Genomic DNA, 13,813 nt, shown 5'->3' with positions numbered 1-13,813 from the left:
AATGTGCGCAGCAGCAACACGGCTGATGCGATAAAGGACTGCGTACTGAGCACAAAGAATTTGCCTGGCGACAACAGCGCGGTGGTCCCACCTGACCCCATGCCGAACTCAGAAGTGAAACGCCGTAGCGCCGATGGTAGTGTGGGGTCTCCCCATGTGAGAGTAGGGAACTGCCAGGCATCAAATAAAGCAGAAGGCCCGGTCGAAAGACCGGGCCTTTTGTTTATCTGCGGTTTATGGCGAAAGCAGCCCGTCCTCACGGACGGGCTTTTTGCGTTTTTGTCCATGACTAACTTAAGCATCCTGAATACCCGCCAGGCCGCAATCAAGCAAGCCTTCCCCCAGCAGATACGGTAAACTAGTGCAGATTTTGCATCAGGAAGCCACTATGAATCACTCCCTCAAACCCTGGAATACCTTTGGCATCGACCGTATGGCCAAAGCGATTGTACGTGCTGAAAATGAACAGCAGCTATTGTCCGCATGGCAACAAGCCACTGCAGAAGATCAGCCGGTTTTGATCCTTGGTGAAGGCAGCAACGTACTCTTCCTGAAAGATTACGCCGGTACGGTGATAATCAACCGTATTATGGGAATTGAGGTCACGGAAACGTCTGATGCCTGGCATCTACACGTTGGGGCTGGAGAAAACTGGCATCAACTGGTGCAGTTTACGCTGGATAATGACATGCCGGGTCTGGAAAACCTCGCATTAATTCCTGGTTGTGCAGGCTCTTCCCCTATTCAGAATATCGGCGCATATGGCGTCGAACTACAGCGTGTTTGTCAGTATGTCGATTGTATCGAGCTGGCAACCGGTCATCAGCAGCGTCTTTCAGCGAGTGAGTGCCGCTTTGGTTATCGTGACAGTATTTTCAAACACGAATACCAGGATCGCTTTGCCATTATTGCGGTGGGTCTTCGCCTGACAAAAATCTGGGATCCGGTATTAACCTACGGTGATCTGACTCGCCTTGATCGACAGACTGTCACCCCACGTCAGGTATTCGATGCCGTTTGTCATATGCGAATGACTAAGCTCCCGGATCCTAAAGTGAGTGGTAATGCCGGCAGTTTCTTTAAAAACCCGGTAATTGATGCCGGGAAAGGGCAGGCGCTACTGGCCATGTTCCCGAATGCTCCGCATTACCCGCAGGCAGATGGCCGTATAAAACTGGCCGCAGGCTGGCTAATCGATCAATGCCAGCTGAAAGGGAAAACCATCGGCGGGGCCGCGGTACATCGTCAGCAGGCTTTAGTATTAATCAATAATAATCAGGCAACCAGCGACGATGTGATTAAGCTGGCGCATTATGTCCGTCAGCAGGTAGGTGAGAAGTTCAATGTCTGGCTCCAGCCGGAAGTGCGCTTTATTGGCGCAACTGGTGAAGTGAATGCCGAGGAGGCTATTGCATGAGAGATAATACAATCCCCCTGACATTGATATCCATTTTAGCGGATGGCGAATTTCATTCCGGAGAGCAGCTGGGCGAGCGTCTGGGAATGAGTCGGGCGGCAATTAATAAGCATATTCAGACTCTGCGTGACTGGGGGGTTGATGTGTTCACCGTCCCTGGTAAAGGTTACAGCCTGCCAGAGCCGATTCAGTTATTAGATGAAAAGCGAATCGCTGCACAGATCGAATATGGGCAGGTGACAGTTCTTCCCGTTATTGACTCAACGAACCAGTATTTACTGGATCGTCTTAATGAGCTGCAGTCCGGCGATGCCTGCGTTGCAGAATATCAGCAGGCAGGCCGCGGTCGTCGAGGGCGCAAGTGGTTTTCTCCCTTTGGCGCAAACCTCTATCTCTCGATGTACTGGCGGCTGGAGCAAGGGCCTGCCGCCGCTGTGGGATTGAGTCTGGTCATCGGGATTGTTATTGCCGAAGTGCTCCAGAGTCTGGGGGCTGATAAGGTTCGCGTGAAGTGGCCAAATGATCTCTATCTTCAGGATCGTAAACTGTCAGGTATTTTGGTCGAGCTGACGGGAAAAACCGGCGATGCGGCGCAGATAGTTAGCGGGATGGGGATCAACCTGGCCATGCGTCACGTCGAGTCAGATGTTGTCAACCAGGGATGGATTAGCCTGCAGGAAGCCGGTGTCTCTATCGATCGTAATACGCTGGCGGCGCGCCTGATTAAAGAGCTTCGTGCTGGCCTGCAGCTCTTTGAGCAGGATGGTCTGGCACCTTATCTGACGCGTTGGGAAAAATTAGATAACTTCCTCAACCGTCCGGTGAAGCTTATTATTGGCGATAAAGAAATATTCGGCATTTCTCGCGGCATCGATACTCAGGGCGCGTTATTGCTTGAGCAGGATGGCGTGATAAAACCCTGGGTTGGTGGCGAAATATCGTTGCGTAGCGCAGAATAAGCCGAATAAAAAGGGAGCTGAGGCTCCCTTTTTATCTTCTGTAAAACTTATTTGCGTAACCGAACCTGATCAACGGAGTGATTGGCACTTTTCGTCATGATCAGACTCGCACGCTCTCGGGTTGGTAATATATTTTCTTTTAAATTCAAAAGGTTGATTTCATTCCATAATGAGGTGGCAATGTTCACCGCTTCATCTCGGGAAAGTTTCGCATAATTATGGAAATAAGAATCCGGATCGGTAAAGGCCCCTTCACGGAATTTTAAGAAGCGGTTGATATACCACGTTTTTAGTAATTCTTCTGGCGCATCAACATATATAGAGAAATCAACGAAGTCAGATACAAATACGTGATGCGGATCATGAGGATAATCCATCCCGCTTTGTAAAACATTTAATCCTTCCAGAATCAAAATGTCCGGCTGGGCAACGGTTTTATCTCCATCGGGGATCACATCATAAATAAGATGCGAATAAACCGGAGCGGTAGCGTTAGGTATGCCGGATTTCAGGTCGGAGACGAATTTGACCAGACGATGCATATCATAGGATTGCGGGAAGCCTTTCTTCTTCATCAGCCCGCGTTCTTTCAATACGGCGTTAGGATGCAGGAAGCCATCGGTCGTGATCAATTCAACATGACGATGTTCCGGCCAGCGACTGAGCAGCGCCTGTAATACGCGCGCCGTTGTACTTTTCCCTACCGCAACGCTTCCGGCAATACTGATGATATAGGGAATGCGTTGACCGTTAGTTCCGAGGAATTGCTCCAGTACGGCCTGACGGCGCAAGTTAGAACTGATATAGAAATTAAGCAAACGCGACAGCGGCAAATAGATCTCGGCAACCTCTTCAAGAGAAAGATCTTCGTTGATGCCTTTTAACCGCGTGATTTCTTCCTCTGTCAGCGTCATCGGAACGGAATCACGAAGTGCAGCCCATTGGTTGCGGTTAAATTGTAGATACGGTGTCATTAACGTCTGCTCTTTTTTGCTCATAAGCATGTTCTTAGCATCGCCGAATCACATGCAGCGAGGGATGCTTCACACAAGTTAATCAGGACAATGGGCAGGAGGGTAACACCAGATTGCGAGGAATAATAAGAAAAAAACTCATCGGATAGCGCTTTCTAATGCAGACATCACAAGAGCGGGGTCTGCGGGTAATTATCAATCAGATGAACAGCGCGCTCAGATAACGTAAGCGATAAATGCCGCTGAAGGCGGTTGTCAGTGATGTTGTCAGGTGAAGCTGGAATACCTGTTCTGCCCACTAAAAGATCGATTATCGGGCGCAAAGACGAGCAGGAAACCTTCCAGGAGGTCAAAAATGCCGGTCTTTAACAAAATATCCCGGGTCAGCGTGCGATTTACGCCTGGGTAAATGCCGTTTTTTTGTGCGTCGTTGTTTGAAATTGCACCGGTTTTCCTTGTTTGAGCACAAAATATGAGCAATGGAACATTTTATGCAATTTTTTAGTTGCATGAACTCGCAGGTCTCCCTAAAATGCGCGCTACTTGATGCCGACTTAGCTCAGTAGGTAGAGCAACTGACTTGTAATCAGTAGGTCACCAGTTCGATTCCGGTAGTCGGCACCATCAAGTGCCTGGTGGGGTTCCCGAGCGGCCAAAGGGAGCAGACTGTAAATCTGCCGTCATCGACTTCGAAGGTTCGAATCCTTCCCCCACCACCATCTTTCGGCAACGCTTTGCGAAGCCAGAGTTGCTTGGTTAAACTAATCAACTCAAACAGAAAAAGAGATAAATCTCTTTTTTTTGTTATAGAAAGAACTGGGTAGCCGAGTTTCAGGATGCGGGCATCGTATAATGGCTATTACCTCAGCCTTCCAAGCTGATGATGCGGGTTCGATTCCCGCTGCCCGCTCCAGACGTGCTGATATGGCTCAGTTGGTAGAGCGCACCCTTGGTAAGGGTGAGGTCCCCAGTTCGACTCTGGGTATCAGCACCACTTCTTTATCTCTCCTTCCCTGTTTCTCTCTGTTTATTGCATTCAACAAGTCGGGCATGTTGCCCGGTTGATGTGGTGATATCACCGATTTATCCGTGTCTTAGAGGGACAATCGATGTCTAAAGAAAAGTTTGAACGTACAAAACCGCACGTTAACGTCGGTACTATCGGCCACGTTGACCATGGTAAAACAACGCTGACTGCTGCAATCACTACCGTTCTGGCTAAAACCTACGGTGGTTCTGCTCGCGCATTCGACCAGATCGATAACGCGCCGGAAGAAAAAGCTCGTGGTATCACCATCAACACTTCCCACGTTGAATATGACACCCCGACTCGCCACTACGCACACGTAGACTGCCCGGGCCACGCCGACTATGTTAAAAACATGATCACCGGTGCTGCTCAGATGGATGGCGCGATCCTGGTTGTTGCTGCGACTGACGGCCCGATGCCGCAGACTCGTGAGCACATCCTGCTGGGTCGTCAGGTAGGCGTTCCGTACATCATCGTGTTCCTGAACAAATGCGACATGGTTGATGACGAAGAGCTGCTGGAACTGGTTGAAATGGAAGTTCGTGAGCTGCTGTCTCAGTACGACTTCCCGGGCGACGACACCCCGATCGTTCGCGGTTCCGCGCTGAAAGCGCTGGAAGGCGAAGCAGACTGGGAAGCGAAAATCATCGAACTGGCAGGCTACCTGGATTCTTACATCCCGGAACCAGAGCGTGCGATTGACAAGCCGTTCCTGCTGCCGATCGAAGACGTATTCTCCATCTCCGGTCGTGGTACCGTTGTTACCGGTCGTGTAGAGCGCGGTATCATCAAAGTGGGCGAAGAAGTTGAAATCGTTGGTATCAAAGACACAGCGAAGTCTACCTGTACTGGCGTTGAAATGTTCCGCAAACTGCTGGACGAAGGCCGTGCTGGTGAGAACGTAGGTGTTCTGCTGCGTGGTATCAAACGTGAAGAAATCGAACGTGGTCAGGTACTGGCTAAGCCGGGCTCAATCAAGCCGCACACCAAGTTCGAATCTGAAGTGTACATTCTGTCCAAAGACGAAGGCGGCCGTCATACTCCGTTCTTCAAAGGCTACCGTCCGCAGTTCTACTTCCGTACAACTGACGTGACTGGCACCATCGAACTGCCGGAAGGCGTAGAGATGGTAATGCCGGGCGACAACATCAAAATGGTTGTTACCCTGATTCACCCGATCGCGATGGACGACGGTCTGCGTTTCGCAATCCGTGAAGGCGGCCGTACCGTTGGCGCTGGCGTGGTAGCAAAAGTTCTCAGCTAATCGCTGATAACATTTGACGCAATGCGCAATAAAAGGGCATCATTTGATGCCCTTTTTGCACGCTTTCGAACCAGAACCTGGCTCATCAGTGATTTTTTTTGCCATAATCATTGCTGAGACAGGCTCTGTAGAGGGCGTTAAGTCCGAAACGCAGCAGAGCATTTCGGTTTGGTTGCCTCGCTCTCGCGGGGCAAAATTATTTGTCTGAATTCTTGTGACAGGTTGGTTTATGAGTGCGAATACCGAAGCTCAAGGGAGCGGGCGCGGCCTGGAAGCGATGAAGTGGGTGATCGTTGCTGCGCTGCTGATTGTGGCCATCGTAGGCAACTTCCTTTATCGTGACATTATGCTGGCGGTGCGTGCGCTGGCTGTAGTGATTCTGATCGCTGCTGCCGGTGGCGTCGCGCTGTTAACCACTAAAGGTAAGGCGACCGTTGCCTTCGCCCGTGAAGCGAGAACCGAAGTCCGCAAGGTTATCTGGCCAACTCGCCAGGAAACGCTGCACACCACGCTGATTGTTGCTGCGGTTACTGCGGTAATGTCACTGATCCTGTGGGGACTGGATGGTATTCTGGTTCGCCTGGTATCCTTTATCACTGGCCTGAGGTTCTGAGATGTCTGAAGCTCCTAAAAAACGTTGGTACGTCGTTCAGGCGTTTTCCGGTTTTGAAGGTCGCGTAGCTACCTCGTTGCGTGAACATATCAAATTACACAATATGGAAGAGCTGTTTGGCGAAGTCATGGTGCCGACCGAAGAAGTGGTCGAGATCCGTGGTGGCCAGCGCCGCAAGAGCGAGCGCAAATTCTTCCCGGGTTACGTTCTGGTCCAGATGGTAATGAACGACGCAAGCTGGCACCTGGTGCGCAGCGTACCGCGCGTGATGGGCTTTATTGGCGGTACGTCTGACCGTCCGGCACCGATCAGCGACAAAGAAGTTGATGCGATCATGAACCGCCTGCAGCAGGTTGGCGATAAGCCGCGTCCGAAAACCCTGTTTGAACCGGGTGAAATGGTACGCGTTAGCGATGGTCCGTTCGCTGACTTTAACGGTGTGGTTGAAGAAGTTGACTACGAGAAGTCTCGCCTGAAGGTTTCTGTTTCCATCTTCGGCCGTGCTACTCCGGTTGAACTGGACTTTGCCCAGGTAGAGAAAGCCTAAGCGGCGATCAAAAAAGCAGCGATTTAATCGTTGCATGAGGCGCGAAATTGACATACAATTTCGCGCCTTTTGTTTTTATGGGTCTGATTCCCATAAAGCGATATTTATCACGGGGAGCCTTTTCAGGCGCTACACCCAAACGAGGAAATTTAAATGGCTAAGAAAGTACAAGCCTACGTCAAGCTGCAGGTTGCAGCTGGTATGGCAAACCCGAGTCCGCCGGTTGGTCCAGCACTGGGTCAGCAGGGTGTGAACATCATGGAATTCTGCAAAGCGTTCAACGCCAAAACGGAATCCCTGGAAAAAGGTCTGCCAATCCCGGTTGTTATTACCGTTTACGCTGACCGTTCTTTCACCTTCGTTACCAAAACTCCGCCGGCAGCAGTTCTGCTGAAAAAAGCGGCTGGTATCAAGTCTGGTTCCGGTAAACCGAACAAAGACAAAGTAGGTAAAATTTCCCGCGCTCAGCTGCAGGAAATCGCGCAGACCAAAGCTGCCGACATGACTGGTTCCGACATTGAAGCGATGACTCGCTCCATTGAAGGTACTGCACGTTCCATGGGCCTGGTAGTGGAGGACTAAGAAATGGCTAAACTGACCAAGCGCATGTCCGTGATTCGTGACAAAGTTGATGCGACCAAACAGTACGACATCAACGAAGCCATCTCTCTGCTGAAAGAACTGGCTACTGCTAAGTTCGTTGAAAGCGTTGATGTTGCCGTTAACCTCGGCATCGACGCGCGTAAATCTGACCAGAACGTCCGTGGCGCGACTGTACTGCCGCACGGTACTGGCCGTTCCGTTCGCGTAGCTGTATTTACCCAGGGCCCGAACGCTGAAGCTGCTAAAGCTGCAGGCGCCGAGCTGGTAGGTATGGAAGATCTGGCTGACCAGATCAAAAAAGGCGAAATGAACTTTGACGTTGTTATTGCTTCCCCGGATGCAATGCGCGTTGTTGGCCAGCTGGGCCAGGTTCTGGGTCCGCGCGGCCTGATGCCAAACCCGAAAGTGGGTACCGTTACTCCGAACGTTGCTGAAGCTGTTAAGAACGCTAAAGCAGGCCAGGTTCGTTATCGTAACGACAAAAACGGCATCATCCACACCACCATCGGTAAAGTGGACTTTGACGCTGACAAACTGAAAGAAAACCTGGAAGCTCTGCTGGTTGCGCTGAAAAAAGCAAAACCGACTCAGGCTAAAGGCGTGTACATCAAGAAAGTTAGCATCTCCACCACCATGGGTGCTGGTGTTGCCGTTGATCAGGCTGGTCTGAGCGCTTCTGCGAACTAAGATTAGCTTTACGTGGGCGGTGATTTTGTCTACAATATTACCCCCACGATTCTGCTACGTGCAGAACGCTATCCGAGATAGTCAGGTTGTGGCAAGGCGGCAACTGAGTGAATCTCCGGGAGCATAGGGAACTATGTGACCGGTGTGAACGAAGACAGCCAACGCCGGCACAGCCTGAATAGTGAAGGGTAGGAAGAATTTGTTCGTTGGAGCCTGGCCTATCCAGGCCTCCGTCGAAGACCGCAGGTGTTTCGTCAGAAACTTAATCCCCTGCGTAGACGGTGACAGAACGCTAAGATTATTTTTGGATACTCTGGCTTGTTTCTGCTCACCGTATTAAAGACGCTCTTTCGTTGGAAAGAGTGAAGTGAGTTCCAGAGCATAAGCTCTGGCAAACATCCAGGAGCAAAGCTAATGGCTTTAAATCTTCAAGACAAACAAGCGATTGTTGCTGAAGTCAGCGAAGTAGCCAAAGGTGCGCTGTCTGCAGTAGTTGCGGATTCCCGTGGCGTTACTGTTGATAAAATGACTGAACTGCGTAAAGCAGGTCGTGAAGCTGGCGTTTACATGCGTGTTGTTCGTAACACCCTGCTGCGCCGCGTCGTTGAAGGGACTCAGTTTGAGTGCCTGAAAGACACGTTTGTTGGTCCGACCCTGATTGCATACTCTATGGAACACCCGGGCGCTGCTGCTCGTCTGTTCAAAGAGTTCGCGAAAGCGAATGCAAAATTTGAGGTCAAAGCTGCAGCCTTTGAAGGTGAGCTGATCCCGGCGTCGCAAATCGACCGCCTGGCAACTCTGCCGACCTACGAAGAAGCAATTGCACGCCTGATGGCAACCATGAAAGAAGCTTCGGCTGGCAAACTGGTTCGCACTCTGGCTGCTGTACGCGATGCGAAAGAAGCTGCTTAATCGCAGTTGTCTTTGTAAAGCGCTCGCTTACGTATAAACTTATTCTGATATTCAGGAACAATTTAAATGTCTATCACTAAAGATCAAATCATTGAAGCAGTATCCGCTATGTCCGTAATGGACGTTGTTGAGCTGATCTCTGCAATGGAAGAAAAATTCGGTGTTTCCGCTGCTGCTGCTGTAGCTGTAGCTGCTGGCCCGGCTGAAGCTGCTGAAGAAAAAACTGAATTCGACGTAATTCTGAAAGCTGCAGGCGCTAACAAAGTTGCTGTTATCAAAGCAGTACGTAGCGCAACTGGCCTGGGTCTGAAAGAAGCTAAAGACCTGGTAGAATCTGCACCGGCTGCACTGAAAGAAGGCATCAGCAAAGACGACGCTGAAGCTCTGAAAAAATCTCTGGAAGAAGCTGGCGCTGAAGTTGAAGTCAAATAAGCCAACCCTTCCGGTTGCAGCCTGAGAAATCAGGCTGAGGCTGGTGACTTTTTGGTCACCAGCCTTTTTGCGCTGTAAGGCACCAGTAGCGTTTCACGCTGTTTGACTACTGGGTTGTCCTTTCAATGCTTGTTTCTATAGACGACTTAATATACTGCGACAGGTCGGGTTCCTGAGCTGTGTAAATCGCAACGAAATGGTTTAAGCGTGATAGAAACAGGCATTGCGGAAAGTGTTCCATTTTCCGGTCCACAAAATAGTGTTGCATAAAAAACTGCCTTATTTGGGCAGACGGGTCGACTTGTCAGCGAGCTGAGGAACCCTATGGTTTACTCCTATACCGAGAAAAAACGTATTCGTAAGGATTTTGGTAAACGTCCGCAGGTTCTGGACATACCTTATCTCCTTTCTATCCAGCTTGACTCGTTTCAGAAGTTTATCGAGCAAGATCCTGAAGGGCAGTACGGTCTGGAAGCTGCTTTCCGTTCCGTGTTCCCGATTAAAAGCTACAGCGGTAACTCTGAGCTGCAATACGTCAGCTACCGTCTGGGCGAACCTGTTTTTGATGTTAAAGAATGTCAGATCCGTGGCGTGACCTACTCGGCACCGCTGCGCGTTAAACTGCGTCTGGTGATCTACGAGCGCGAAGCGCCGGAAGGCACTGTTAAAGACATTAAAGAACAAGAAGTCTACATGGGCGAAATTCCGCTCATGACCGACAACGGTACCTTTGTTATCAACGGTACTGAACGTGTTATCGTTTCTCAGCTGCACCGTAGCCCGGGCGTCTTCTTTGACTCTGACAAAGGTAAGACTCACTCTTCCGGTAAGGTCCTGTATAACGCACGTATCATTCCTTACCGCGGTTCCTGGCTGGACTTCGAGTTCGATCCGAAAGACAACCTGTTTGTCCGTATCGACCGTCGTCGTAAGCTGCCGGCCACCATCATCCTGCGCGCGCTGAATTACACCACTGAGCAGATCCTTGACCTGTTCTTCGAGAAAGTGGTCTTTGAAATTCGCGACAACAAGCTGCAGATGGAACTGGTACCGGAGCGTCTGCGCGGTGAAACGGCTTCCTTCGACATCGAAGCGAACGGCAAAATCTACGTCGAGAAAGCCCGTCGCATCACCGCTCGCCATATCCGTCAGCTGGAAAAAGACGATATCAAGCATATCGAAGTTCCGGTTGAATATATTGCGGGTAAAGTGGCGGCCAAAGATTATATCGATGAAGCCACTGGCGAACTGATCTGCCCGGCAAACATGGAGCTGAGCCTGGATCTGCTGGCGAAGCTGAGCCAGTCTGGCCACAAGCGTATCGAGACTCTGTTCACCAACGATCTGGACCACGGTCCGTACATTTCTGAAACTGTACGTGTCGACCCGACTAACGATCGTCTGAGCGCGCTGGTAGAAATCTACCGCATGATGCGCCCGGGTGAGCCGCCGACTCGTGAAGCAGCGGAAAGCCTGTTCGAGAACCTGTTCTTCTCCGAAGACCGCTATGATCTGTCTGCGGTCGGTCGTATGAAGTTCAACCGTTCTCTGCTGCGCGATGAAATCGAAGGTTCCGGTATCCTGAGCAAAGACGACATCATCGAAGTGATGAAGAAGCTCATCGATATCCGTAACGGTAAAGGCGAAGTCGATGATATCGACCACCTCGGTAACCGTCGTATCCGTTCCGTAGGCGAAATGGCGGAAAACCAGTTCCGCGTTGGCCTGGTACGTGTTGAGCGTGCGGTGAAAGAGCGTCTGTCTCTGGGCGATCTGGATACCCTGATGCCTCAGGATATGATCAACGCCAAGCCGATTTCTGCGGCAGTGAAAGAGTTCTTTGGTTCCAGCCAGCTGTCTCAGTTTATGGACCAGAACAACCCGCTGTCCGAGATTACGCACAAACGTCGTATCTCTGCACTCGGCCCAGGCGGTCTGACCCGTGAGCGCGCAGGCTTCGAAGTTCGAGACGTACACCCGACTCACTACGGTCGCGTATGTCCAATCGAAACGCCTGAAGGTCCGAACATCGGTCTGATCAACTCCCTGTCCGTGTACGCACAGACTAACGAATACGGCTTCCTCGAGACTCCGTATCGTAAAGTGACCGACGGTGTTGTGACCGACGAAATTCACTACCTGTCTGCTATCGAAGAAGGCAACTACGTTATCGCTCAGGCGAACTCCAACCTGGACGAAAACGGCCACTTTGTAGAAGACCTGGTTACCTGCCGTAGCAAAGGCGAATCCAGCTTGTTCAGCCGCGATCAGGTTGACTACATGGACGTTTCCACCCAGCAGGTGGTTTCCGTCGGTGCGTCCCTGATCCCGTTCCTGGAACACGATGACGCCAACCGTGCATTGATGGGGGCGAACATGCAACGTCAGGCGGTTCCGACTCTGCGCGCTGATAAGCCGCTGGTTGGTACCGGTATGGAACGTGCTGTAGCCGTCGACTCCGGTGTTACCGCAGTAGCCAAACGTGGCGGCCTGGTTCAGTACGTGGATGCATCCCGTATCGTTATCAAAGTTAACGAAGACGAGATGTACCCGGGCGAAGCAGGTATCGACATCTATAACCTGACCAAGTACACCCGTTCTAACCAGAACACCTGCATCAACCAGATGCCTTGCGTGTCTCTGGGTGAGCCAATTGAGCGCGGCGACGTGCTGGCAGACGGTCCGTCCACCGACCTCGGTGAACTGGCTCTCGGTCAGAATATGCGCGTAGCGTTCATGCCGTGGAATGGTTACAACTTCGAAGACTCCATCCTCGTTTCCGAGCGTGTGGTTCAGGAAGATCGTTTCACCACGATTCATATTCAGGAACTGGCCTGTGTGTCCCGTGACACCAAGCTGGGGCCGGAAGAGATCACCGCTGATATCCCGAACGTGGGTGAAGCTGCGCTCTCTAAACTGGACGAATCCGGTATCGTTTACATCGGTGCAGAAGTGACCGGCGGCGACATTCTGGTTGGTAAGGTGACTCCGAAAGGCGAAACCCAGCTGACGCCAGAAGAGAAACTGCTGCGCGCGATCTTCGGCGAGAAAGCGTCTGACGTTAAAGACTCTTCTCTGCGCGTACCGAACGGTGTTTCCGGTACGGTTATCGACGTTCAGGTCTTCACCCGCGATGGCGTGGAAAAAGACAAACGTGCGCTGGAAATCGAAGAGATGCAGCTGAAGCAGGCTAAAAAAGACCTGTCTGAAGAACTGCAGATCCTCGAAGCCGGCCTGTTTGGCCGTATCTACGCGGTGCTGGTTGCCGGTGGTGTTGAAGCTGAGAAGCTCGACAAGCTGCCGCGCGATCGCTGGCTGGAACTGGGCCTGACCGACGAAGAGAAACAAAATCAGCTGGAACAGCTGGCTGAGCAGTACGACGAACTGAAACACGAGTTCGAGAAAAAACTCGAAGCGAAACGCCGCAAAATCACTCAGGGCGACGATCTGGCACCGGGCGTGCTGAAGATTGTTAAAGTGTATCTGGCCGTTAAACGTCAGATTCAGCCGGGTGACAAAATGGCAGGTCGTCACGGTAACAAGGGTGTTATCTCTAAGATCAACCCGATCGAAGATATGCCTTACGATGAAAACGGCACGCCGGTCGACATCGTACTGAACCCGCTGGGCGTACCGTCTCGTATGAACATCGGTCAGATTCTGGAAACCCACCTGGGTATGGCTGCGAAAGGCATCGGTGAGAAAATCAACGCCATGCTGAAACAGCAGCAGGAAGTCGCCAAACTGCGCGAGTTCATCCAGAAAGCGTATGACCTGGGTACCGATGTTCGTCAGAAGGTCGATCTGAATACCTTCACCGATGATGAAGTTCTGCGTCTTGCTGAAAACCTGAAAAAAGGTATGCCGATCGCAACGCCGGTCTTCGACGGTGCGAAAGAGTCTGAAATCAAGGCACTGTTACAGCTGGGTGGCCTGCCAACTTCCGGTCAGATTACCCTGTTCGACGGTCGTACTGGTGAGCAATTCGAGCGCCAGGTTACCGTTGGCTATATGTACATGCTGAAACTGAACCACCTGGTTGATGACAAAATGCATGCGCGTTCTACCGGTTCTTACAGCCTGGTTACTCAGCAGCCGCTGGGTGGTAAGGCTCAGTTCGGTGGTCAGCGCTTCGGTGAGATGGAAGTGTGGGCGCTGGAAGCTTATGGCGCAGCATACACCCTGCAGGAAATGCTCACCGTTAAGTCTGATGACGTCAACGGTCGTACCAAGATGTATAAAAACATCGTGGACGGCAACCATCAGATGGAACCGGGCATGCCGGAATCCTTCAACGTACTGTTGAAAGAGATTCGCTCGCTGGGCATCAACATCGAACTGGAAGACGAGTAACTCTCGCTCAAACAGGTCACTG

11 protein-coding genes, 4 tRNA genes and 1 rRNA gene are annotated in these 13,813 nt (G+C 51.3%); 15 read left to right on the top strand and 1 reads right to left on the bottom strand.

Going from position 1 to position 13,813, the window contains the following annotated elements; all coding sequences use genetic code 11:
• Nucleotides 1–63 precede the first annotated feature (63 nt).
• The 3 genes from rrf to birA all read left to right on the top strand — a co-directional run bounded on the left by rrf (nt 64) and on the right by birA (nt 2,376).
• Nucleotides 64–179 (top strand): 5S ribosomal RNA (gene rrf, locus Electrica_RS24060).
• A 209-nt stretch (nt 180–388) separates the two neighbouring features.
• A complete protein-coding gene (gene murB / locus Electrica_RS24055; protein ID WP_141965652.1) occupies nt 389–1,417 on the top strand; it encodes a UDP-N-acetylmuramate dehydrogenase in 1,029 nt (342 codons plus the stop codon).
• Entirely contained in the window at nt 1,414–2,376 is a 963-nt protein-coding gene (gene birA, locus Electrica_RS24050) for a bifunctional biotin--[acetyl-CoA-carboxylase] ligase/biotin operon repressor BirA (RefSeq protein WP_131050825.1), read from the top strand. Before murB ends, birA begins: the two co-directional genes overlap by 4 nt.
• A gap of 47 nt (nt 2,377–2,423) precedes the next feature.
• Here the strand turns inward: birA and coaA are convergent, their stop codons facing one another.
• Nucleotides 2,424–3,374 (bottom strand): type I pantothenate kinase, encoded by a 951-nt coding sequence (gene coaA, locus Electrica_RS24045; RefSeq protein WP_094898638.1) that lies wholly within the window; start codon nt 3,372–3,374, stop codon nt 2,424–2,426.
• A 524-nt stretch (nt 3,375–3,898) separates the two neighbouring features.
• Between coaA and Electrica_RS24040 the strand changes: the two genes are divergently transcribed.
• The 12 genes from Electrica_RS24040 (at nt 3,899) to rpoB (ending at nt 13,791) form a co-directional block, all read left to right on the top strand.
• Nucleotides 3,899–3,974, top strand: a tRNA-Thr gene (locus Electrica_RS24040).
• A 10-nt stretch (nt 3,975–3,984) separates the two neighbouring features.
• Nucleotides 3,985–4,069: transfer RNA gene (locus Electrica_RS24035), tRNA-Tyr, on the top strand.
• Between the two features lie 119 nt (nt 4,070–4,188).
• A tRNA-Gly gene (locus Electrica_RS24030) sits at nt 4,189–4,263 on the top strand.
• Nucleotides 4,264–4,268: 5 nt separating this feature from the next.
• Nucleotides 4,269–4,344 (top strand) — tRNA-Thr (locus Electrica_RS24025).
• 115 nt (nt 4,345–4,459) lie between these two features.
• Nucleotides 4,460–5,644, top strand: coding sequence for an elongation factor Tu (gene tuf / locus Electrica_RS24020; RefSeq protein ID WP_047663733.1), 1,185 nt, complete (start codon nt 4,460–4,462; stop codon nt 5,642–5,644).
• A 229-nt stretch (nt 5,645–5,873) separates the two neighbouring features.
• Complete coding sequence (secE, locus tag Electrica_RS24015; protein ID WP_004118411.1) at nt 5,874–6,257, top strand: preprotein translocase subunit SecE; 384 nt, start codon at nt 5,874–5,876, stop codon at nt 6,255–6,257.
• A gap of 1 nt (nt 6,258) precedes the next feature.
• Nucleotides 6,259–6,804: a transcription termination/antitermination protein NusG gene (gene nusG, locus Electrica_RS24010; RefSeq protein WP_002438628.1), complete on the top strand. Its 546-nt coding sequence runs from the start codon at nt 6,259–6,261 to the stop codon at nt 6,802–6,804.
• 153 nt (nt 6,805–6,957) lie between these two features.
• Nucleotides 6,958–7,386, top strand: coding sequence for a 50S ribosomal protein L11 (gene rplK, locus Electrica_RS24005; protein WP_004097640.1), 429 nt, complete (start codon nt 6,958–6,960; stop codon nt 7,384–7,386).
• A 3-nt stretch (nt 7,387–7,389) separates the two neighbouring features.
• Nucleotides 7,390–8,094 (top strand): 50S ribosomal protein L1, encoded by a 705-nt coding sequence (rplA, locus tag Electrica_RS24000; RefSeq protein WP_100686243.1) that lies wholly within the window; start codon nt 7,390–7,392, stop codon nt 8,092–8,094.
• Between the two features lie 414 nt (nt 8,095–8,508).
• A complete protein-coding gene (rplJ, locus tag Electrica_RS23995) occupies nt 8,509–9,006 on the top strand; it encodes a 50S ribosomal protein L10 (RefSeq protein ID WP_001207203.1) in 498 nt (165 codons plus the stop codon).
• Nucleotides 9,007–9,072: 66 nt separating this feature from the next.
• Nucleotides 9,073–9,438: a 50S ribosomal protein L7/L12 gene (rplL, locus tag Electrica_RS23990; protein ID WP_004118416.1), complete on the top strand. Its 366-nt coding sequence runs from the start codon at nt 9,073–9,075 to the stop codon at nt 9,436–9,438.
• A 324-nt stretch (nt 9,439–9,762) separates the two neighbouring features.
• Nucleotides 9,763–13,791, top strand: a complete 4,029-nt coding sequence (gene rpoB, locus Electrica_RS23985) for a DNA-directed RNA polymerase subunit beta (protein WP_100686242.1) — start codon at nt 9,763–9,765, stop codon at nt 13,789–13,791.
• Nucleotides 13,792–13,813 lie beyond the last annotated feature (22 nt).

Source organism: Klebsiella electrica (assembly GCF_006711645.1).
In the GTDB taxonomy this organism is placed as follows: Bacteria; Pseudomonadota; Gammaproteobacteria; order Enterobacterales; family Enterobacteriaceae; genus Klebsiella; species Klebsiella electrica.
This window is presented reverse-complemented; position numbering and strand designations above follow the sequence as displayed.

What these genes read in the sequence shown, in the direction of transcription:
- murB (WP_141965652.1), top strand. Translation starts at nt 389, where the DNA reads ATGAATCACTCCCTCAAACCCTGGAATACCTTTGGCATCGACCGTATG.
- birA (WP_131050825.1), top strand. Translation starts at nt 1,414, where the DNA reads ATGAGAGATAATACAATCCCCCTGACATTGATATCCATTTTAGCGGAT.
- coaA (WP_094898638.1), bottom strand. Translation starts at nt 3,374, where the DNA reads ATGAGCAAAAAAGAGCAGACGTTAATGACACCGTATCTACAATTTAAC.
- tuf (WP_047663733.1), top strand. Translation starts at nt 4,460, where the DNA reads ATGTCTAAAGAAAAGTTTGAACGTACAAAACCGCACGTTAACGTCGGT.
- secE (WP_004118411.1), top strand. Translation starts at nt 5,874, where the DNA reads ATGAGTGCGAATACCGAAGCTCAAGGGAGCGGGCGCGGCCTGGAAGCG.
- nusG (WP_002438628.1), top strand. Translation starts at nt 6,259, where the DNA reads ATGTCTGAAGCTCCTAAAAAACGTTGGTACGTCGTTCAGGCGTTTTCC.
- rplK (WP_004097640.1), top strand. Translation starts at nt 6,958, where the DNA reads ATGGCTAAGAAAGTACAAGCCTACGTCAAGCTGCAGGTTGCAGCTGGT.
- rplA (WP_100686243.1), top strand. Translation starts at nt 7,390, where the DNA reads ATGGCTAAACTGACCAAGCGCATGTCCGTGATTCGTGACAAAGTTGAT.
- rplJ (WP_001207203.1), top strand. Translation starts at nt 8,509, where the DNA reads ATGGCTTTAAATCTTCAAGACAAACAAGCGATTGTTGCTGAAGTCAGC.
- rplL (WP_004118416.1), top strand. Translation starts at nt 9,073, where the DNA reads ATGTCTATCACTAAAGATCAAATCATTGAAGCAGTATCCGCTATGTCC.
- rpoB (WP_100686242.1), top strand. Translation starts at nt 9,763, where the DNA reads ATGGTTTACTCCTATACCGAGAAAAAACGTATTCGTAAGGATTTTGGT.